We start from the raw sequence: 20916 nt of genomic DNA on the forward strand, positions 1-20916 counted from the left end.
CTTATTCTTCTGCTCCTACAATAATATTGTCTGTGCGTTTCCCTTGGTAATAAAACCAATAAGAGTCTCCTGCTGATTGCTCAGCAGTAGTGAGCCGTACGACCATGTCGGTTCCGGTATGGCGCTCGAACGTCTCTTCCGGATTTATGATCTCCGTATGTTTTACTTCAAGCTCTGGTTCAAATCGAAGAAACATTCAATTGCTCTAAGGCTCTCTTGAATGTTTTAAGGTCAGGTTTTTTTATTCCTTCCCATTCAGATATTAAAATGGTTTCAAAATACTTTTCAATACCTAAAACTAACTAAAACTTTTTGTTTTATAATGCTGCAGAGTATTTATTTATCCAAAAGGGACTTAGCTAAATTAACAGCAAGATCCTTTGAATAGCTATTGTAAAGACCTGTGCTTAGCCTCACGGGATCACCAAAAAAGAATCGTTCATATAGTGTTTGTCTTCCGCCAAACGCACTTGTACTTATATCCCATGCAAGCCGAAAGATTTTTGTTTTTTCCTCACCGTTACAAAATGCTCCTTGTAAATAGTGATTTAAATCGTCTTTTAAAGTGGAGTTAAAATCCTGTTCTGTTGGAATAGAGATTAAACCGCTTGCTCCTAGCAGCTGTATAATCTCAGTGAACCGGGGATACAGCCGCGAAAAGGTAATAATGGCTGCATATAAGGGATTTGCGCTTGGTATCATTGTTCCTCTTTTATCTTCTTTTGCTTCTACTTCAGAACTTAAAAGAAGCGCTTTCATTGTTTCTAGCCCTATAATTAATTCACTGACCTTTTCTTGGACATGTTGATATTCACCAATATTAATAGTGTCGACTAGAAGTTGGGCAGCACCGAGGAGAAATTCGATTTTCACAACCTGCCTAGCTGCCGTCTGATGAAGCAGAAAGGGATAGAAATTAGATTCCTTATACATAGAGATTGCAACAGTATAATTATTGTACAAAAAAATTCGTTCCCAAGGAACCAGCACATTATCAAATACAACAATCGTATCCATTTCTTCAAATCTCGATCCTAGTGGATGATCGAATTGTGAGTCTCGATAGGCAAAGGATTCACGACAGATAAACTTTAGGTTTGGCGTATTGCTTGGAATCGAAAATGCATAAACAAACGAGTCCTTAATAAATTTTCCTCCGACCGGCAGTACTAACAGCTCATCTGTAATGCCTCCTTGAGTTGCTAGTAATCTTGCACCTTTTATAACTAATCCATCCTTCTTTTCTTTAATAACTTGAGCAGAGAGAGGTTCGTCCTCATCTTCATAATAACCAATCGAACGGTTGACTTGCGGGCTGACAAACGTATGAGAAAATGTCAAATCATTTTCTCTAGCGTGTTCATACAAATTCTTAAGATTTTTTCCGCGGTTATTCTTGTCTTGAAAGGCATCCCAAGCAGTACCTAATGCCATAAGGGCTGTATTAATATAATCAGGTGATCTCCCCATCATACTGCCGGAAGTTTTTGCCCATTCCTGTGTTGTTAATCTCCTTTTTTCTAAATCTTCCCTTGAACGGGGAGACAAATAGGATGTTCCAACAAGATCTCCTGTTAAGGGGGACGGGTATGTCATAAAGCCAGAATTTTTCAGATCCATTTGTAGATCAAAGAGTTTTGCTTTACTTTTTAACAGTCCTTTAAAGGCAGCATGGTCACAAATATTTCCATTAATTCTCTGTCCATCAATCCATACCTCCGCCTGCAGCTTACGAATTCTTTTCAAAAAAGTTGATCCGTTACATGCTGGCATGTCATCCCACCTTTTATGCATATTAAAAATAACCCTTTAAAAAGATTCATCATCAGATAAAAGGTAATTGGTGAAAGATTTGAGCTAAATAAGTTTCATCCCTTCAAATTATTTTAATTTAAACAAAATTACATTATATTCAAAAAAGTACACTTCTTAATAATATAATTCGATTAGTAGCTTAATAAACCCTTCTATCATATGGCCCTTCTACAAAGAAAAAAGCGTATTCCTTACTCCAGGATTGCGCCCGTTCCTTGAATATAGTTCGTGAAAATAAGCAACTTATTTTCACTTACATAAATTATTTTTCATTTAGGCAAGATTATAGAAAAAAATCTTATTGGGAGCAACATTTATGATTTTGCTTGCCCTTTTATTAATGTAGCGGATTATTAATGCTATTTATACTTATCATACCAAGCACATCGACTCTAATTTTTTACCCACTTTATGGTACTATATCAATCTCGTACCTTTTTTCCTGTCTGCGAGTATGATGATTGGATACGGAGTGAAGTTTTTAACAAAAAGCGTAGATAACTTAACCTTCTCTCTTATTGTACCTAAAGGAATGGAGATTCTAGTTAGTGTAGTAATTGGATAAATCTTTCTAAAAGAAATTCCCATTTGGCGTACAGGATTTGGTATCACAGTTATATTGATTGGTTTTTAGATATTAAAAGGAAAATAAGAAAGAGCTTAATTGATAAGCTCTTTCTTATGGCAAAAATCACCCGCTTCATTAGATTGAAGAAATAGCAGGCAGCGATTTTTTTGATACGCCTAAACGATTAGCGATTGAAATAGCTCTGCTTGGTTATGAATATATCCACGGGCCAATTTCTCGGACGGCTGATGTCATCATGTAAGTTTTACCCTTTGACCGCACCATCTTGCATGTTGGCAGGAGTGACGGATCGATCCGTTAGTAAACTAGCAATAACGTAACCTAGAAATGAAATGAATACGGGTAACGTAACAGTGTGCATACCAAAAGGTTCCGGCCAAACGTTATGAATCACACTGTACGTTCCTACCCCTAAAATGATCGAGGCCATCGCTCCGTATTTGTTTCCTTTCGCCCAGTACAACCCGAGCACTACCGGCCAGATAAATGCTGATTCGAGGCCGCCAAAGGCAAACAAATTCAGCCAAATGAGTAAATCAGGCGGGCTTAAAGCGAGGGCGAAAACACTTATCCCAAGAACAGCGGTAACGCCAAAACTGATCGTCTTCACTTTTTTTCTCGCTGCTTCAGGATTTACGTAATTTAAATAAACGTCTTTAACCACCGTAGAACTAACGAGTAAAAGCAGCGAATCTACTGTAGACATGATCGCTGCCATAGGTGCAGCCAGGACAATACCGGCAAGCCACGCTGGCAGTACTTCCATCGCTATCATCGGCATAACAGAATCGGCCACTTCAATGCCAGGAAGAATGGGTCTTGCCATGACACCAACAAGATGCATTCCAAACATCATAAAAGCTACAACAATAGTACCGATAATCAACGCACGGTGCATTCCCTTTGAATCTTTGTAAGACATTGCCCGGACAGCGACTTGTGGAAGCCCTACGACACCGACCCCTACTAAAATCCAAAAGGAAGAAACATATAATGGCGTTAAACTGCCATCATGGCCAAACGGGCTTACCAAATTAGGGTTTTCATTGGCAAGATCGCTCATAATGTTACCCATCCCGCCGCCGGCAATAATGGTTCCGGCTAAAATAATCAAAGTGCCGAAAAACATAACAATTCCTTGCAGAGTATCGGTTACCGCTACCGCACGAAAACCGCCGATAATAACGTAAATAATAACCGAAACAGCAAAAATAAACAAAGCAGAAATATAAGATAAACCAGTTAATGACTCAATCAAACGTGCACCGCCAACCCACTGAGCGGTCATCGCGGAAAAAAGAAAAATAATAATACTGAGTGCGCTCAGCAGCACAACCGCTTTGCTGTTATATCTGCCTTTTAAATAATCGACCAGCGTCACTGCTTTATAGTGCCTGGACTTTATGGCAAATTTCTTTCCTAAAATCATAAGGACAAAATATCCAGTTGCCACTTGAGACATAGCAAGCAGCACCCAGCCAAGCCCTTGACTGTAAGCTGCCCCCGGACCGCCTACAAAACTGCTTGCACTTCCGTATGTAGCAATCATCGTCATCGCTAAAATTAATCCGCCAAGTTCTCTGCTGCCTAAGAAATACTCCTGGAGAAAATTACTTTTTGAGGCAATTTTGCGCGAAGCCCAAAACCCTATAATAAAAATGGAGGCGAGAAAGATAAGCTGCGGAATCACAACTTCCCAATTCATACCCTCTCCTCCTCTTCCTCTGCCTCAAAGGGAACTTCTTTAAAAAATGATTTCACAATGACAGCAACTAAAACCATCATAAGAATCGAACCTACAACACAGCTGTAAAAAAACCAGGCAGGCATACCAAGGATATAGCTGTATTCTTCAACAGGCGCTGAACCCAGACCGTAAGCAAAACCGAACCACCATATAAAATTAAAAAGAACAAGTCCTACACCGATCCATGCCTCCCGGTGGGCCAACGTAAACCGCCTATCCAGCTTTTTTTCTTGCTCTGCCATGACAAAACCTCCTTTATCGGGATTTAATATTTCGAATCTTCTTCTTTTTTTATTATAAGAAACATGTTTCAAAAGGGCCAATATTTCAATGATAGGATTTATCCGTAATCGTATTAAAAAACCCCTTAAGGTTCGATTTGCCTGACTCCAAAAAAGGAGGTGCATAAAAATCGTATCACCTTTAGGGGTTTACAGCACGCTTTATACAATCTTGTATTCTATATTTTTTATACAAAAACGTACAGCCCTTTAAGGCTGATACATTGCCTCATCGGAAGCTAGATGCATTGGCCAATCCTTTAACAAAGTTAAACTTTCCTAGAATAGCTGCGTTTTTGTATTTGCCTTTTCTACAGACCTGTATCTAATCATTGAACGCATTTTTTAAAGTTTTTACGATAAATGTTAGATCTTCATCGGTAATATTTAACGGAGGGGCAAGTGTGAGTACATTGCTGTATCCAGACACAGTGTCAGCATTTTTTCCAACAATCAATCCGTTTTTCTTGCACTCTCCCATTATTTTAGCAAGATAAGACGATGATGCCGGTTTTTTTGAATCTTTGTCCTCTACTAGCTCTAAACCAACTAACAATCCTTTATGACGGATGTTCCCAACATTAGGATGATTATCTAGCTTCGCAAGTTCTTCTCTCAGCTTATCTCCGTTTTTCTGTGACTTCGTGCACAAACCTTCCTCTTCCATAATCTCAAGATTTTTTAAAGCAAGGCGGCAGGCTGCTGGATTGCCTCCGAACGTATTAACATGGCGAAAATGCGAGTCTTCTCCTTCTTCTTTAAACGGTTCATATATTTCTTGGCGTACAGCTGCAGCAGACAGAGGAAGGTAGCCGCTCGTAATTCCTTTTGCCATCGTTACGATATCCGGCGTGATGTTATAGTGCTGAAAACCAAATTTTTTGCCAGTCCGTCCAAATCCGCAGATGACTTCATCGATCATAAGCAGAACGTTATGTTCACGGCATATTTGCTCCACTTTTTTCAAATAAGATTCATGCGGGATAAGAATGCCTCCGCCGGTGATGATAGGCTCCATAATAACGCCTGCCACTGTTTCCGGACGCTCCCAAAGGATAGTGTCTTCTATCATTTGCGCACATTCGAGGCTCCACTCTTCGAATGTTCTTCCGTTTGGTATTCTGTACTCCTCAGGGGCGTGAACATGGACAAAACCAGGCGGAAGCGGCTCATACAGATGTTTACGCTGAGCTTGACCTGTTGCTGCTAGTGCCCCTAACGTACTTCCGTGATAAGAGCGGTATCGAGAAATAAACTTATATTTATGCGGGGAACCATTTTGTTTATGATACTGGCGAGCTAACTTAAAAGCTGTTTCATTTGCTTCAGAACCGCTGTTAGCATAAACAATACGGTAATCTCCTTCCAGCCAGTCGTTTAATTTATCTGCTAATTCAATCGCTGGGACATGGCTGTTTGACAGCGGATAATAGGGAAGCGTCCGAAGCTGTTCGGCCGCAGCATCGGCTAGTTCTGTACGTCCATATCCAACGTTCACACACCACAATCCAGACATTCCGTCTAACAATTGGTTTCCTTCGATATCCGTGATCCATGCTCCGTCCGCCTCTTGCACCACCATAGCGTTCTGGTTTTTCTGGTACGGTTTCATGTGGTGCCAAACATATTGATTATCTTTTTTGTACAATTCTTTAGGGGTACTCATTTAACTTTTCACCTCCGTGTTCTGGTGTCTCAATTTGAATTCCATTTCCCTCCGCAGAAGATTCTTAAAATTTCAAACATCTTTTGTACCTCCCCAATAATGTTATTCACCGTGGTTACGTTTTACTATAACGTAATTTGTTTGTTTTTTAATCTAACAAAGTGTCAACCATATTGGTTGAATCATTTTACTATTTGGAAAGGCAAGAGACCTGCTTGTAACGGAGTTTGCCTACATGAATGCCTATGTAGAAAGATTTTATTGTCCTAGTTTCTGGATTAATACACAGATTATTGATCCATAGCAGCTTTAGCTTTGCCTTTTTATTGATCCATTTTCAACAGTATTTCTTCCCACTTAGTAATGTTTGCACCATCATCGTCGTGTGTGTTTTCTTGGATCAGCGTGTGAGCTGATTGCTGCGTATTTTCTTTTTCCTAAAAACTGGGCCAAACGGTTAGTTTCAAGGATGGAAGAAAGAGCCTCCCCTGCTTTAAAAACTTCTTCTGATATTTCATCGCGTGAGAGGGTTCCGCCAAATAATAGGACAGTGATTCTCTCATTTATTTTGACAGGAAAACAGAATAGAGATTTCGGATAAATCCCATGTTTATGGAAAAAATAAGCCCGCGGGTCTTTTTCAATACCTTCCCATTTAGCAGCATTTCCAGTTAGGAGAGCCCGGCCAATCAACCCTTCACCAGTTTGAAACGAAGAATGTTCAAGTACATTTGAACCTTCCCCTATCGCATGCACCACCTCATATTCGTCTTCTGTTTTCCTATTCGCCATTCCAATAAAATCACATTCAGGAATACTCTCCATAAAGCCATGTAACAGCTGTTTATTCACTAAATCTATTTGAGCTGCTTTTTTAAATACATTGATTTGCTTTTTATGCGCATAGTGGACCTGATCTTCCTCTATGCTTAAAGCGATAAGCTTTGAGAGATTGTCCAGTTTGTTTGTTATTTCTTGTTCTTGCGCCATGTTTGTATCTACTGTTTGTTCGAGCAGCAAATCCCAGTCCGTCTCCTTCCCGAAAGAGGGGACGAGGAAATCTTTAATCAGGGATGATGTTTGCTTTTCTACCATCATGCCGGCCCATAAGTAGTATTCAGGCTTACCTCTTACTATAATCGGCGCAATCACAATCTTTACACCCGGAAGAATGTCATAAAAGAAAGGACGAGAACCGTACCATCCTGAATTAATAATATCTTTTATTCGTCTCTCTATTTCAACTTGTGTCCGCATAAAAAAATCACAAAGCGGATTATTCCCTTTTTCGTATAAAAGCCATGTACCGTCTCGATCTGTGACTGCAATGTTCATGTCAAGAAAAGAAGCATACGTATTTAATACCTCTTGAACAATACCTGAGAGTTGTTTCATGTATTCTCCAACTCACTTGGTATATCTAAATCTTTTGTAACGGCAGGCTCCTTGTACCGAAAAAGAGGCAGCGTTTTATCTTCTGTTTTTCGAATAATCCCATGCTGTACTAATAATTCAAGCACTGGCAAAATTTCTTCTTTTTTTCTTCTTAGTTTTTGTTCTAATCCTTCGGTGTTTTCAACCATATACGGATTTGATTGAAATAACATTGTACACTCCATCTGTAACGGTATATTCTCCTGTTTTCTTATCATTTTCTCCCCCTGAAACAACGAATAGTTTTCTCGTTATCATTAGAAAAGCGCAAGCGCCCTTATTTTAAATGATGTTCGGCTAAGTTCCCCACGTCCTGTGAGAATGCCGAACTGGCTTGCACAGGATGGGCTGACTTTTGCGCCCAGAACACGATGTTCTCGATTCTAGCAAAAGTTCCTTAAATCTTCTGGAGCCTCCGAGAGGCTGGGCGCTGAAGCTAGACATCAAAGTGCAAAATTTTAAACTTTTCCTATCTCATTAGAAAAACTTGGCTTACCGCCAAGTCCAAATGGTGGAAGCCGCAGCTTTACATATACTTTAACCCTTTAGAAAAGTTAAACTTTTCTAAAGTATAAAAAACATTCAAGCAATTGCATATCCCCTGCTCTTCTATTTTGAAAAATTTTACTGCGATTACTATTCCACTGCTAATTTTTCAATTCGACATAAGGAATGTTTTAAAACGGGCTGGTTTGACACAGCATCCATGATGTCCATGATTAATTGATTTGCTGCCTGGTTTTCTTCCCATCCCCCGTAATGAAACGTAACAAATACTTCCCCTTTTTTCATTTCCGTTCCAACTTTGGCTGGAATTTTAATAAAACCTCTTGAGGAAACGACATTGACCGTTTCTCCATTTTCAATGCTTAAGGTTTTTGCATCGTCTTCATGTATTTCTACGCAGGCTTTCGGAGCTTTATCATGAAGTTCTGGGGCACGGGCCGTTTTTGTACGGGTATGCCAATGCCATAAGAGTCTTCCGGTGTTAAGCTGTAACGGGAAATCCTCTCCTGGTTTTTCTACCACCACCGAGGTGTCTGGTTGGATGAAAAATAGCTCTTCCTTCTGCTTCTATCGTTTTATATTCTTTTTCTGTTTTGGGACGCCCGGTGACAATGTCTTTTCCGTAGCTCTGACAGTAATCTGCTTTTGTAGGAAACAGCCGTCTTCATACAAACGCACTTTTCCTTGTGGGTTCTCCCGGGTTGATGGCCAGCGAATGCCGTTTTCTTTTTCTAATCTGTCATAAGTCATACCGGTCATATCACTAGGCCGGCCTTCTGAAATTTTTTTCCACTCTTCAAAAGCTTCTTCCGGCGACGCGTAATTGACAAGCGGGTTGCCATCTTTATCTTTTAAACCAAGGCGCTTGCTGAATTCTACTAAAATTTCAAAATCTGTTTCCACCCCTGCCGGCGGCTCTACAGCTTTTCTTAATAGATTGATGGTACGGATCCGCGTTTCCATCGTTCCTTCCTTCTCCCTCCACATTGCTCGAGGAAGTACAACATCGCCACTTTTGTTGTTTCGGTGAGAAAAGGATCCTGCACAACGACAAATGGTTTCTCCATCGCTTTTTTAACTCTTGGCAAGTTAGGAAGAGAAACAAGCGGGTTCGTATGAATATTCCAGAAAAAACCGATTTGCTCTTTTTCCATCAACTCAATTTGTTTGATGATCCCTTTTTCAGGACCTACCGCTAAACTGGACTCTTCTACATTCCACAGTCTGGCAATGTCGCGGAGATGGTCAGGATTTTCGGGATTCCGATTGCCGGGATAAGTGCCAACGCCTCCGACCGTCCGGTTACTCGAAGAACTTGGCTGACCGGCCATATGTAAGGGACCGCTGCCTGGCTTCCCTATTAAACCTCGCATTAAGTGCAGATTGTTTATAGCTACACAGGCTGCGGTAGCATCTGCACTTTGAAAAGCTCCTTTTTGCAGACTAACTCTTTTCCAGTCTTGGAAATGAAGCTTTTCCGTTTCATCATCCCGGTAAATGACTTTCAGCCACTCCACCATCGCAGCATATTCTGGTAATTCTTCTTGTCTTAAGTAAGCTAGCAGCTCTTTTACTACTTTTTGTTTTTCTTCTAAAACAAGAGTCAGCCGTGTTCCAAGCGGCCCCCTTTTAACAAGAGGGCTTTCGAGCACTTCTGTTATCAACTCATCTACTTTTAAAACTTCTCATACATATGATCTATTTCTTGCTGTTTTTTTGCTTCCAGCTCACTCCCTCCTTTTATTACCTTCTTTTTCCTTTTTCCTTTATCTTGAAACGTACAGATCTACTTTACTTCTTCTCTCAGTGCTTTAATGAGGGAAACAATCATGGCAAGTATAATGATCGCAAAAGGCAAGGCTGCTATAATAGCAACGGCTCTAAGCGCTTCTAAACCCCCGCTTAATAAGAGGACAGCCGCAGTAATCGATATTAAAAATCCCCAGGCCAGCTTTGTGATAGCTTTCGGATTTAAGGTCCCCTTTGATGAAAGCACACTCAATACATAACTTGCTGAATCCGCTGAAGTAATAAAAAAGATAGTGATCAACAGTAAGCCAAGCAGGTTTAAAACAAGGCCAATCGGTAAATTTCCAAGCATAATAAAAAAAGCTACTTCTTCACTTTTTTCTGCCTGGTTGGCTATATCAAACCCTTCCACGATTTGCATATTTAACGCCGTACCCCCCATGACCGTGAACCAGAGAGCCCCAAGCAGAGCTGGCACAAACAGAACACCAAAAATAAATTCTCTAATGGTCCGTCCTCTCGAAATTCTTGCAATAAACATTCCAACATAAGGACCCCAGGCAATCACCCAGGACCAAAAAAAGATCGTCCATTCCCCTCTCCATGCTCCATCAGAATAAGGGTCAAGCGAAAGACTTAAAGTCACATAATTTTCTATATATTGTCCTGCTGCTGTTGTAAAACTTTCTAATAAAAAGATAGTAGGTCCTAACAAAAGCACTGCTGCTAATAAAACAGCGGCTATAATAAGATTTGTGATACTTAAATACCTAATCCCCTTGTCTACGCCAGATACAGCCGATACCATAAACAGTACAGTAATAACGGCAATGATAACCAGCTGGCTTATATGATTGTTTGGTGTTCCAAAGACTTCAGATAAACCTCCGCTTACTTGCATCGCACTGAGTCCAAATGTAGTAGCCACTCCAATTCCTGTAGCCAGCGTAGCGAAAATATTTATGATTTTTCCCGCTGGGCCGTCTGCTTTTTTTCCTATTAATGGATAAAACGCATGGCTGATCAACCCCGGTCTTTGTCTTCTAAACTTAAAAAAAGAAAGCGTTAAACCAATAATTGCGTAAACACCCCACGGCTGCAGGGCCCAATGAAAAACGCTGTACGTTAACGCAGCTTCTGCCGCTGCTTCTGTCTTAGGATCATAGCCTGGAGGCGGATCAATATAGTGTAAAACCGGTTCTGCAGTACCCCAAAAAACAAGTCCTACTCCCATACCTGCTGCAAAAAGCAGACCCAGCCATGTAAAGAAAGAATAGTCCGGCTCCCCGTCTTTTTTTCCAAGCTTAATATGTCGGTAGGGCCCAAAAGCAAGGTATAAACATACACCGACAAAAAGAGTAGTAACGAGCATATAAAACCAGCTAAACTGATTCATGACCCAGTTCAAACCAGTATTTGTCACCTGACTTAATAGATTAGGGAAAAAAGCTCCCCACAACACAAAGACTGCCACAATAGAAAAACTTACATAAAACACCAAACCAGGCGACCTTTTTTCGTTTCTATTCAAACTCCCACCTCTTTTCCAACCAGACATTAGTCATCTATGTCCCTTTTCCAAATAGGAGCTTGTTATAAACATGTAATCGTGTTGATTCATTTTGAAGTGGGTTTGGCGGATGTTGTCATCAATCTGATTATTGGGATGATCGGTATCATTATTGTAAATCGATATTTGATTTTATGTATGCCCTTGTATTTGGCAGCATTGTCGAGACTCTACCTATGACACTTAAACAAATGTCGGCCATGTCCTTTTGGGCCTTATTAATATATCTCATTGAAAAAACGGCTCAGAAGTTCGATACCTTCTCCATACCATTAAAGGCAGTCTACAGAAAACAGGTCAATTACTCCATATTAGAAAACAGCGGGAGAGCAGCTTTTTTCAAAAGACTATACCAATGATTATTCCTAAAGCTAGAGGTCGGAAAAGTGAATAACGCTGCCTTAAAACATACGGGGATAGAGGAAACATGGCTGTTTCAACAGATCAATACGAAGGATACAATCTCCGGGATATTTGTTTTACAGAATGGAGTCATTTTCAGCGCAGAACTACATCTTGGCAAAACCGTACGAATTACCGGACGGTTTTTTGGATTGTTTTTCTAGTATTAGTATGAAGAAAAAAATCATGAAAAAACTAACTCGGAAAGGAGGGAATAAAGAAGTGTCTCTAACAGAGTTGATTGTTCGTATAGCTTGCACTTTTCTTATCTTACTGCTGTTAACCAGGATAATGGGCAGAAAAGAACTGAGGCAGCTGACATATTTTAATTTTGTTTCAGGTATTGCTATCGGATCAATTGGAGCCGACTTTATCTTGAGTGAAGACGTCAATATTCGTAATGGAATCATAGCAATGATAGGATGGGCTGTATTCACCCTTACGATGGGGTGGATTGATATAAAATCAAAAAACGTTCGGAAAGTTATTGAAGGAGACCCCGTCCTTCTCATAAAAAATGGACAGATTTTGAGACAGGCCCTTCAACGGGTGCGCTTAGACGTGGATGCATTAAAAGCATTGCTGCGTTAAAAAAATGCGTTTGCCATTTCAGATGTGGAATTTGCGATCTTAGAAACCGACGGCAACTTGTCAGTAATGAAAAAAGAACATAAGCAAACGGCATCAAAAGTAAATCCTGCCTCCACCTCAGCCGCACCCGCTATTTTGCCAACCGAAGTGATATCTGATGGAAAACTCAACCGCAAAAACATAGCAAAATTAAATGTAAAAGAACATTGGGTAGAAGAACAGGTCCATCAATCCGGCCTTGCTTCGGTCTCCGACGTTTTTTATGCTGAGCTGCAAAAAGATGGAACATTATATATAGCTCAAAAATAATTATATATTTTATGTTTAACATTTTCCGCTGCAGTAAATAACCATTTATAACTTCATCCTCACCTTACATTAAAGAAAAGGAGATGGATAAAGATGGCTAATAAAAATAATGAAAACAGAAAAATGAGTGTGAACGAAGCAGGACGCAAAGGCGGAGAAACAACTTCCGAAAAACACGATAGAGAATTCTATCAAGAAATTGGACAAAAAGGCGGCGAAACCACATCAGAAGAACACGATAAAGAATTTTATCAAGATATCGGACAAAAAGGCGGCGAAACCACATCCAAAGAGCATGACAAAGAGTTCTATAAAGATATTGGTCAAAAAGGCGGCGAGTCGCGAAGCAACCAAAACAATAACTCTTCATAGAGAATGAAGTTTCTACTAACACAGGGGCTGTTCTAGCAATAGAGCAGCCCTTTTTATTGTTAATCAATCGTTTGATTGACAAAAGATTACCGCCAAGTCCAAATGGCGGATGCCATCGTTTTTCTTATACTTTGTTCCTTTAACAAAATTAAATATTCCTAAAGTATAAAATAAGCCCCGCTTTCTCAACGGGGCGGCAAGACTTATTTTCTAATAGCTTTTAAAATCAAACTTAAAATCACAATAAAAACAATTGCACCTAAGAGAGCAGGAAAAATAGCCATTCCACCAATGGACGGCCCCCATGCTCCAAAAAGATTACCTCCAATCCAAGCACCTACAACGCCCGCTACAATATTGCCAATTATTCCGCCAGGCACGTCTTTACCAAGAATAACGCCTGCCAGCCAACCGATCAGACCTCCGATAATTAAAAATAGTATAAGTCCCATGCAGATCAGCCTCTCTTTCATTTTTGATTAGAAATTGTTTCGTTGATGTTTTTCCCCTATAAATGGCTAGTTAATCTTATTCTTTTTCATAGATTTGAGTATTAACCTGCATGTGAGACCGATCCTCGGTTAAAAATGAGGAAGTATGGCTATTCTATTTCTAGTTATTTTCCAATACTATCCGTTCGAAGCGAAATACTATCCGTACACACCCATTTACTATCCAAACTTGCGCTTTTACTATCCGTAAAACGAAAAATACTATCCAAACTAAAAACTGTGGGATTTTTCGCGGGGCCTGGACCAACACAAAAAACAGAAATAAGTGCAAGCGCCCTGTCAACCGGGAAAATAGAGAAAACCTTTGTAATTAGCAAAGTGCAAAAAAATAAGAGAAGCCCCTTTTAGGAGCTCCCCTTTTGTTATATTACTGCTCTTCGTCCTTTTCTTCAAACGTTGTTTCTGGTGTGATATTTACTTCTGGATTCATATTAATGATTTGGATATATTGTTCTGCTTCTACGGTTGTTTCGATATCAGAAGTATCCTCTTCTCCTGCTTCTTCACCGGCTGGCGCTTCTTCGATTCCTTCTCCTGCTTCTTCACCGAATGGCGCTTCTTCGATTCCTTCTCCTGCTTCTTCACCAGTTGGCGCTTCTTCGATTCCTTCTCCTGCTTCTTCACCGGTTGGTGCTTCTTCGACTGCTTCTCCTGCTTCTTCACCGGCTGGTGCTTCTTCGACTGCTTCTCCTGCTTCTTCACCGAATGGCGCTTCTTCGATTCCTTCTCCTGCTTCTTCACCAGTTGGCGCTTCTTCGATTCCTTCTCCTGCTTCTTCTCCGGCTGATGCTTCTTCGACTGCTTCTCCTGCTTCTTCACCGGCTGGTGCTTCTTCGACTGCTTCTCCTGCTTCTTCACCGGCTGGTGCTTCTTCGATTCCTTCTCCTGCTTCTTCACCAGTTGGCGCTTCTTCGACTGCTTCTCCTGCTTCTTCACCGAATGGCGCTTCTTCGATTCCTTCTCCTGCTTCTTCTCCGGCTGGTGCTTCTTCGATTCCTTCTCCCGCTTCTTCACCGGTTGGTGCTTCTTCGATTCCTTCTCCTGCTTCTTCTCCGGTTGGCGCTTCTTCGACTGCTTCTCCTGCTTCTTCTCCAGTTGGCGCTTCTTCGATTCCTTCTCCTGCTTCTTCTCCGGCTGGTGCTTCTTCGACTGCTTCTCCTGCTTCTTCTCCGGTTGGCGCTTCTTCGACTGCTTCTCCTGCTTCTTCTCCAGTTGGCGCTTCTTCGATTCCTTCTCCTGCTTCTTCTCCGGCTGGTGCTTCTTCGACTGCTTCTCCTGCTTCTTCTCCAGTTGGCGCTTCTTCGACTGCTTCTCCTGCTTCTTCACCAGTTGGCGCTTCTTCGATTCCTTCTCCTGCTTCTTCTCCGGTTGGCGCTTCTTCGACTGCTTCTCCTGCCTCTTCACCAGTTGGCGCTTCTTCGATTCCTTCTCCTGCTTCTTCTCCGGCTGGTGCTTCTTCGACTGCTTCTCCTGCTTCTTCTCCGGCTGGTGCTTCTTCGTCTTCTTCTCCTGCTTCTTCATCTGCTGGTGCTTCTTCGTCTTCTTCTCCTGCTTCTTCATCTGCTGGTGCTTCTTCGTCTTCTTCTCCTACTTCTTCACCTTCAGATCCATCTTCTTCGCCGATAGAAGCAAGTGTGTCTTGTGCTTCTGAAACAGTTGATCTTACATCTTCAATGAATTGTTCTGTTTCTTCTACTTCTGGAAGGTCATCATCTATTTGATTGTTTGTTAAACCATCTAATTGGTTTTCAGCACCATCTAAACGATTTTCTAAAGAATTTAATTGTCCTTCATAGGAGTTCAATTCCCCATTAGGTAAAGTCTCTTGTTCACTTATGTTTGAGAGAATGTCCTCAACTTCAGTGTTTACTTGATCAACCTTTTTCTCAACACTGTCTAGCTTTGAAGTATCAGCTTCTTGTTCCTGCTGCACTTGTACTTCATTTTTAGCTTCCAAATCAGAATTTGATTGTTCAGCATCTGCTTGTCCTGCAGAAAAAGCTAGTCCTAGTGCTGCCAAACTTGGAGCTGTCAATTTTACAATTTTTTTGTTCACTTTACCTTCCTCCTTAGAAAATTGGGAGTTTTTGTTGGTACGTGTCTTATTCTAAGGACCGCTTTCCAGTAAGAAAAGGCAATTATGAATTCATAATTTCTTTTTAATACGAATGAAAACTTATCTACAAACCTCTCTACTTTTATTACACACCATTAAAAAGTCTACAATTCTGTCATAAAACAAAATCTAACCAATATTCTTTTTTGAAATCGGCTATATATTTAACAACAATATTACAAAATATTATCCTTAAAAATTTTTACCATGAAATAATAAATATTAATAGTAAAATGACAGTAATACAAATATCATTAAATACCTGATTTATAAGTAATAATTAAACATTATATATACAATGCCAAAATAGATCTTTTATCAAGATACTACCACAGTCCATTTTAATATTTTAAAATAATAAAATATCCTCAACTTGGAAATGGGGATTAATAAGTTTATTCTTTCTGGTTTATACTTTACATAGAAGGAGAAAAACGATGCTGCGCTTTTTATTTCGATTAAACGTAGTCCAATCATTAGTTATTCTTATCGTTCCAACAATTTTTGTTACAGCTTTCCTACTACTTAAACAACCATCCCACATCTACACAAAGCTAGTTGATTTTGCCGCTGCGGCAATGTTTTACTTTTTGCTGGCATTTCTTCTCTATCCATTGCTGCTTGGCGTTAAATACACACGCCGCAAAAAGCTTGTCATATTCACACGGATTTATATCCGTTTCCATATCGCGGCTGCTATTTTAGGGACAGTTTTACTCCTGCCTCATGTCATCGGCATGTCGTTTTATTACTCCACCACGAACCCAAAAGCGTTAACTGGCCTGTTCGCTGTATGCTCATTTTTTGCTGTTCTTATTTCCGGATACTTACGAAAAAAAAGATCTTCAGGCAAGCGCCGGCGCTATCATCGTTATACCGCATTCTTATTTATCGTTATTCTTTTTGTTCATATAGTGATATAACCGTTTGCGGCAGCGGAAAGTTCTGGTATAATAAAAACAAATCCTCATATAATAAAAAAGACCGCAGGTGCGCTAACACCTACGGTCCTGCAATAGCTTGGTTCCCTGCAAGGGGGATCGGCCAGGAGAAAATAAATCACCCGCTCGAGCCGTCAACTCAAGGGTGATTTATTTTTGTGACAGCATCGCCACGATCAACATACCGAACGTGACCATCAGCATCAAAGCTTCATACACCGTCATCATATAGGCACCACCCCCTCCCTTTTTGGGGATGACACCGAACCACCCTTGAGTTTACCAAAACTATTACCTTACCATTATATCACTTAATTGGATTTTTATAGATAGTTCTGAAAGATCATTGTTCAATAGCACGTGTCTCTCTCATTAAGAAAATGCAAACATTCTTTTTAAAAATAGCACGCTAACAGTACATTTCTAAAATGTATTTTTCTCTCCACCCTATTACTTAATAACCTTTATCTGTATCTACAATATTCATTAATTCATTTCTATCCTCTTGAAATGCTTTTAAATTTTCAGAAAAGATGTCTAATGCTCGATTATGGTAATGAGGTGACACGCCTGACAAATGCGTCGTAACAGTTATATTTTCTTCCTCCCAAAAAGGGTCATCGGAAGGGAGGGGCTCCGTCTCAAAAACGTCTAAAACCGCATGATATATCTCTTTGTCCCTTACTGCTTTTAATATTTCTTCTCCTCGAACGGTATCTCCCCTTCCTATATTTATAAACACAGCATGACCTTGCATTGCTTTGAAGTGTTCATATTGAAAAAATCCTTTAGTCTCAGGAGTACTTGGAAGTACAGAAACAACGAAATCTACTTCAGGGAGATAGTGGATCATTTCTTCACGGGCGATATTTTTATCAAAGTGACTAATGTCTCTGCCGCTTCGCGATACCCCTATTGTTTTCATCTGAAATGCTTTAGCCACTTTTGCAATCTCTTTTCCTATTACACCAGTTCCGGCTATTAACATAGATTTACCAGTGATTTCTTCCATATGAATATCGCGAGTCCACACTTTATTTTTTTCATTTTCTATTAATTTTTTTCCTTGTCTATATACCAGCATCAGCATCATAAATACATACTCTGACATGGGCGCTCGATGAATCCCCTTTGCACTGGTAACTAATATATTCCGTTTATTTAATGCTTCAAATGGAAGTTTATCGATTCCAGCAGCAATAACCATGACCCATTTTAATTGAGATGCTTGATCCAAAATATTTTCTGTTAAATCTTCACCGTACGTAATAATGATATTTGCTTCTAAAAGAAACTCTGATGCTTCATCCATATTATTACAAAACACAAACGTTTCTTCAGGAAATGCATTTTTCAGCTTCGTTTGATTTTCTGCTGGCAATTCTGCTGATGATAGAATGTACATACTGGTTCCTCCTAAAAAGTAAAAAATAAGTGATTAAAGCTAGCATGACTTCTTCTCTTTTATTTCCCAGCGAAAGTCTCCGGTACAAATAAAATCAATTGCGGAAAGAACAGTAAAACCAAAATTAATGATAATACTGCGATTAGAAATGGAAATGCTCCTCTACTAAACTCGGCAACGGAAGTCTTGGTAATAGAACAAACCGCAAACATCGTAACCCCTAATGGAGGCGTCATACCTCCGAGTGTAATTAATACAATCATTAAGATTCCAAAGTGTACCGGATCAATGCCTGCTTGCTGAACTATCGGAAGAAAAATAGGTGTCAGTAATAATGTGTTTGCTGTCGCTTCCATGAACAGACCGGCCATAAAAACGATTAGCAAGATTAGTAATAATAAGATTGTCGGTTGATTAGTTATACCAGTAATAAATTCTGAAAAGGTTCTTGGCAAATTTTCAAATGCTATTACGTAACTGAATATAGAGGCTGCAGCAATGATTAACATAATCATGCTATTATCTTGAACAGAATCGATCATCGCTTTTTTAAATTTTTGCCAGGTTAAATCTTTGTAGATAAACCGACCTACTACCATTGCGTAAACTACTGCGACAGCCCCTCCTTCAGAGGCAGAAAATATTCCGAAACGAATTCCTACCAATAGAATAACTGGAAACAGCAGGGCCCAAATACAGTCTTTAAAACTAGTTAATACTTCTTTAAAGGTAGGTTTCTCAAACAAACGGTTTTCATCATAGCCTCGTTTTTTAGAAACTAGATATACAGTGAACATTAATGTCAAACACATTAATATTCCTGGAATGATGCCTGCTAAGAATAGATCTCCAATGGACACGCCACCAATGAACCCATATAGGATTAATCCAATGCTTGGCGGTATAGTAGAGGTAATTAAAGAACTTACTCCAATTACCCCTATTGAAAAACCTTTTGAATATCCTCTCTTCACCATATCATTTGTAAGAATTCGACTTTGCATGGCAGCATCTGCAGTAGCAGATCCTGATATACCTCCAAGCATCGTACTTAGTACAATCGAAACATGAGCTAGTCCACCTACTAAGTGTCCTGTTAATAAATTAGAAAACCTTATTAATCTAGCTGTAATCCCTGAAACATTTAGAATATGTCCCGCTAATACAAAAAACGGTACAGCTAATAGAGGAAACGATTGAGTCCCCGTCACAAATTGTTGAATAGCATTCATATTCATAAGATTTGGGGCACTAACAAAATAAAACAACCCTGATATTCCAATAGCAAAAGCAATAGGCACATTAGCAAATAACAAGAGAAAAAACAATATCAGCATTAATGTCATACTTTAACCACCTATATTTTTGACAAGTAGTTTATAATCCACTTTGATTTTCAGTATTTTTAGAATTCTTCACTAACGTAATCATTCGGCTTATGGAAGTTATAGTCATTAAAGCTGCCCCCACAGGAACTGCTAATGTGATACTATAATACCCGATAGAAGTTCCCGTAATTAATCGACCTGTATTGGCAAAAGTCATCTCAAACCCATAAAAAACCAAGGCAGACAAGAAAACCAAAATAATCACTTGAGAAATCATTTCAATATATTGCTGTATTTTTGAAGGCAGCATTTTAGTAAACACATCTATGCCAATATGAGCATTTTTTCTTAGTGTTTGATTTGCCCCCAAAAAGATCACCCACATGAATATTAATTGTGCTATTCCTACAGACCAGGTTGTAGGATGATCAAATAAGCGTACAATTACTTCCATAAATACTAAAGCGACTAAAGAAATTAGCAAGGTAATTAACACAAAATTTTCTACTTTAACATAGGCATTCTTTAAACGTGAATACAATGCACTATTCATCATTCGTTATCAAGCACCTCATCGATCTCAGCCTTTACATCTTCTAATCCAATTTCAGAAAAAGCATCCTCTGCCCTTTCTTTAAACTTTTCTCTGTCCACTTCTATAAATTCTACTCCTTCTTCTTTCATTGCTTGTTCATATTCTTGCGATTGTTCAGTGGCTATTTCTGAAGCAGTATCACCTGCTAATTGAGCTTCTTCAATCAAAATATCTTGGTATTCTTCAGGTAAATTACTGAACCAATCAGCACTAACAACCATCCCTGAAACCAATTGATAGTGATTTGTCTTGGCAATATGATCAATCACTTCATATAAGCTAGATTCATAGATAGCGAGATTATGAGCTTCTACTCCATCAATAACACCTTGTTCTAATCCAGGATACGCCTCTGTCCACGGCATCCCACTTGGCGATCCACCCATTCCTGAAACTGTCGCATTGACGATTTGAGAACCATTTGTTCTAATAACGTTTCCTTCTAAATCTTCTGGAGTCTCAATTTTAGTATTTGTGGCTAGGTTTCTTTCGCCTAATTTAAAATTAAACGAGAGAATTTGCAGGCCATTATCTTTAAACTCTTCAACCCATTCATGGTACGGATCTGATTCTAAAAATTTATCTATTTCTTCATAATCTTCAAACATATAAGGAGATTGCAAGATATAAAATTCATTTTTAATATCTCCAATTTGGCCTGCATCGGTAATTGTTCCAACATTGGTTCCGGTTGATGCCTGTTCGATAAGATCTGGAATGCTGGCTAGTTGGTCACTGTGATAGGTTTCTACTGTAATATCCCCATTTGTACGTTCTTCTACCCCTTCTTTAAATTGTTCAATTCCTTTAAATTCTGCATTCTGATCATTTTGGGTTATGCCCACTCTCAGGGTATATTCACCTTCAGAAGACCCTCCGTTTTCCTCACTAGATGAAGCATTAGAATTGTCTCCCTGACATGCAGCCAGAACTGTCAAAAACAAAATTGCTAAAATGAATAAAATATTATTTTTCATTTATTCTCCT

General features: G+C 39.5%; 19 protein-coding genes and 3 pseudogenes. 4 read left to right on the forward strand and 18 right to left on the reverse strand.

Annotation, left to right across the window (positions count from 1 at the left end):
• Window position 1 precedes the first annotated feature (1 nt).
• The 11 genes and pseudogenes from CEF16_RS14630 to CEF16_RS14675 form a co-directional block, all read right to left on the reverse strand.
• Window positions 2–196 carry a hypothetical protein gene (locus tag CEF16_RS14630; protein WP_091587095.1) on the reverse strand — a complete coding sequence of 65 codons (195 nt, stop codon included), beginning with the start codon at window positions 194–196 and terminating at the stop codon, window positions 2–4.
• Complete coding sequence (locus CEF16_RS14635; protein ID WP_425428029.1) at window positions 180–290, reverse strand: HAD family hydrolase; 111 nt, start codon at window positions 288–290, stop codon at window positions 180–182. Before CEF16_RS14635 ends, CEF16_RS14630 begins: the two co-directional genes overlap by 17 nt.
• A 46-nt stretch (window positions 291–336) precedes the next feature.
• Window positions 337–1773, reverse strand: coding sequence for a 4-hydroxyphenylacetate 3-monooxygenase, oxygenase component (gene hpaB / locus CEF16_RS14640; protein ID WP_091587096.1), 1437 nt, complete (start codon window positions 1771–1773; stop codon window positions 337–339).
• 875 nt (window positions 1774–2648) lie between these two features.
• On the reverse strand, window positions 2649–4109 hold the full coding sequence (gene panF / locus CEF16_RS14645) for a sodium/pantothenate symporter (protein ID WP_091587097.1): 1461 nt from the start codon (window positions 4107–4109) through the stop codon (window positions 2649–2651).
• Window positions 4106–4393, reverse strand: a complete 288-nt coding sequence (locus CEF16_RS14650; protein ID WP_091587098.1) for a YhdT family protein — start codon at window positions 4391–4393, stop codon at window positions 4106–4108. Before CEF16_RS14650 ends, panF begins: the two co-directional genes overlap by 4 nt.
• Window positions 4394–4757: 364 nt before the next feature.
• Window positions 4758–6098, reverse strand: a complete 1341-nt coding sequence (locus CEF16_RS14655; RefSeq protein ID WP_091587099.1) for an aspartate aminotransferase family protein — start codon at window positions 6096–6098, stop codon at window positions 4758–4760.
• Window positions 6099–6473: 375 nt separating this feature from the next.
• Window positions 6474–7493: a hypothetical protein gene (locus CEF16_RS14660; RefSeq protein WP_091587100.1), complete on the reverse strand. Its 1020-nt coding sequence runs from the start codon at window positions 7491–7493 to the stop codon at window positions 6474–6476.
• A complete protein-coding gene (locus CEF16_RS14665; RefSeq protein WP_245917884.1) occupies window positions 7490–7750 on the reverse strand; it encodes a hypothetical protein in 261 nt (86 codons plus the stop codon). Before CEF16_RS14665 ends, CEF16_RS14660 begins: the two co-directional genes overlap by 4 nt.
• Window positions 7751–8168: 418 nt before the next feature.
• The gene (locus tag CEF16_RS24480) at window positions 8169–8564 is read right to left on the reverse strand and encodes a molybdopterin dinucleotide binding domain-containing protein (RefSeq protein ID WP_245917885.1); all 396 of its coding nucleotides are present in this window, start codon (window positions 8562–8564) and stop codon (window positions 8169–8171) included.
• Window positions 8565–8606: 42 nt separating this feature from the next.
• A pseudogene (locus CEF16_RS25360) lies at window positions 8607–9559 on the reverse strand (molybdopterin-dependent oxidoreductase).
• 266 nt (window positions 9560–9825) lie between these two features.
• Window positions 9826–11319 (reverse strand): BCCT family transporter, encoded by a 1494-nt coding sequence (locus CEF16_RS14675; RefSeq protein WP_170031966.1) that lies wholly within the window; start codon window positions 11317–11319, stop codon window positions 9826–9828.
• A 425-nt stretch (window positions 11320–11744) separates the two neighbouring features.
• Between CEF16_RS14675 and CEF16_RS14680 the strand changes: the two genes are divergently transcribed.
• From CEF16_RS14680 to CEF16_RS14690, 3 genes and pseudogenes are all read left to right on the forward strand, one after another.
• Window positions 11745–11924, forward strand: coding sequence for a hypothetical protein (locus CEF16_RS14680; RefSeq protein ID WP_091587102.1), 180 nt, complete (start codon window positions 11745–11747; stop codon window positions 11922–11924).
• 58 nt (window positions 11925–11982) lie between these two features.
• A pseudogene (locus CEF16_RS14685) lies at window positions 11983–12660 on the forward strand (YetF domain-containing protein).
• A gap of 93 nt (window positions 12661–12753) precedes the next feature.
• A pseudogene (locus tag CEF16_RS14690) lies at window positions 12754–13020 on the forward strand (KGG domain-containing protein); the annotation flags it as partial.
• Between the two features lie 215 nt (window positions 13021–13235).
• Here CEF16_RS14690 and CEF16_RS14695 read toward each other — a convergent pair.
• Window positions 13236–13484, reverse strand: coding sequence for a GlsB/YeaQ/YmgE family stress response membrane protein (locus CEF16_RS14695; protein WP_091587104.1), 249 nt, complete (start codon window positions 13482–13484; stop codon window positions 13236–13238).
• 427 nt (window positions 13485–13911) lie between these two features.
• Complete coding sequence (locus tag CEF16_RS23835; RefSeq protein ID WP_170031969.1) at window positions 13912–15600, reverse strand: coiled-coil domain-containing protein; 1689 nt, start codon at window positions 15598–15600, stop codon at window positions 13912–13914.
• A 497-nt stretch (window positions 15601–16097) separates the two neighbouring features.
• Between CEF16_RS23835 and CEF16_RS14710 the strand changes: the two genes are divergently transcribed.
• Window positions 16098–16583: a hypothetical protein gene (locus CEF16_RS14710; RefSeq protein WP_091587377.1), complete on the forward strand. Its 486-nt coding sequence runs from the start codon at window positions 16098–16100 to the stop codon at window positions 16581–16583.
• A gap of 168 nt (window positions 16584–16751) precedes the next feature.
• Here CEF16_RS14710 and CEF16_RS25365 read toward each other — a convergent pair whose 3' ends face one another.
• The 5 genes from CEF16_RS25365 to CEF16_RS14730 all read right to left on the reverse strand — a co-directional run bounded on the left by CEF16_RS25365 (window position 16752) and on the right by CEF16_RS14730 (window position 20906).
• On the reverse strand, window positions 16752–16829 hold the full coding sequence (locus CEF16_RS25365) for a putative holin-like toxin (RefSeq protein WP_367888744.1): 78 nt from the start codon (window positions 16827–16829) through the stop codon (window positions 16752–16754).
• A gap of 226 nt (window positions 16830–17055) precedes the next feature.
• Window positions 17056–18006: a D-2-hydroxyacid dehydrogenase gene (locus tag CEF16_RS14715; RefSeq protein ID WP_091587378.1), complete on the reverse strand. Its 951-nt coding sequence runs from the start codon at window positions 18004–18006 to the stop codon at window positions 17056–17058.
• Between the two features lie 59 nt (window positions 18007–18065).
• Window positions 18066–19352: a TRAP transporter large permease gene (locus CEF16_RS14720; protein ID WP_091587380.1), complete on the reverse strand. Its 1287-nt coding sequence runs from the start codon at window positions 19350–19352 to the stop codon at window positions 18066–18068.
• A 31-nt stretch (window positions 19353–19383) separates the two neighbouring features.
• Window positions 19384–19890 carry a TRAP transporter small permease gene (locus CEF16_RS14725; RefSeq protein ID WP_091587382.1) on the reverse strand — a complete coding sequence of 169 codons (507 nt, stop codon included), beginning with the start codon at window positions 19888–19890 and terminating at the stop codon, window positions 19384–19386.
• Window positions 19887–20906: a C4-dicarboxylate TRAP transporter substrate-binding protein gene (locus tag CEF16_RS14730; protein WP_091587383.1), complete on the reverse strand. Its 1020-nt coding sequence runs from the start codon at window positions 20904–20906 to the stop codon at window positions 19887–19889. The genes CEF16_RS14725 and CEF16_RS14730 overlap by 4 nt, the downstream gene beginning before the upstream one ends.
• Window positions 20907–20916: the final 10 nt, after the last annotated feature.

It is taken from the genome of Alteribacillus bidgolensis (assembly GCF_002886255.1).
GTDB classification, from domain to species: domain Bacteria; phylum Bacillota; class Bacilli; order Bacillales; family Marinococcaceae; genus Alteribacillus; species Alteribacillus bidgolensis.

Coding starts and splice junctions, on each gene's coding strand:
- CEF16_RS14655 (WP_091587099.1), bottom strand. CDS start 6,098: ATGAGTACCCCTAAAGAATTGTACAAAAAAGATAATCAATATGTTTGG.
- CEF16_RS14665 (WP_245917884.1), bottom strand. CDS start 7,750: ATGATAAGAAAACAGGAGAATATACCGTTACAGATGGAGTGTACAATG.
- CEF16_RS14725 (WP_091587382.1), bottom strand. CDS start 19,890: ATGATGAATAGTGCATTGTATTCACGTTTAAAGAATGCCTATGTTAAA.
- CEF16_RS14710 (WP_091587377.1), top strand. CDS start 16,098: ATGCTGCGCTTTTTATTTCGATTAAACGTAGTCCAATCATTAGTTATT.
- panF (WP_091587097.1), bottom strand. CDS start 4,109: ATGAATTGGGAAGTTGTGATTCCGCAGCTTATCTTTCTCGCCTCCATT.
- CEF16_RS14715 (WP_091587378.1), bottom strand. CDS start 18,006: ATGTACATTCTATCATCAGCAGAATTGCCAGCAGAAAATCAAACGAAG.
- CEF16_RS14695 (WP_091587104.1), bottom strand. CDS start 13,484: ATGGGACTTATACTATTTTTAATTATCGGAGGTCTGATCGGTTGGCTG.
- CEF16_RS25365 (WP_367888744.1), bottom strand. CDS start 16,829: ATGATGACGGTGTATGAAGCTTTGATGCTGATGGTCACGTTCGGTATG.
- hpaB (WP_091587096.1), bottom strand. CDS start 1,773: ATGCCAGCATGTAACGGATCAACTTTTTTGAAAAGAATTCGTAAGCTG.
- CEF16_RS14730 (WP_091587383.1), bottom strand. CDS start 20,906: ATGAAAAATAATATTTTATTCATTTTAGCAATTTTGTTTTTGACAGTT.
- CEF16_RS14650 (WP_091587098.1), bottom strand. CDS start 4,393: ATGGCAGAGCAAGAAAAAAAGCTGGATAGGCGGTTTACGTTGGCCCAC.
- CEF16_RS14720 (WP_091587380.1), bottom strand. CDS start 19,352: ATGACATTAATGCTGATATTGTTTTTTCTCTTGTTATTTGCTAATGTG.
- CEF16_RS14630 (WP_091587095.1), bottom strand. CDS start 196: ATGTTTCTTCGATTTGAACCAGAGCTTGAAGTAAAACATACGGAGATC.
- CEF16_RS14660 (WP_091587100.1), bottom strand. CDS start 7,493: ATGAAACAACTCTCAGGTATTGTTCAAGAGGTATTAAATACGTATGCT.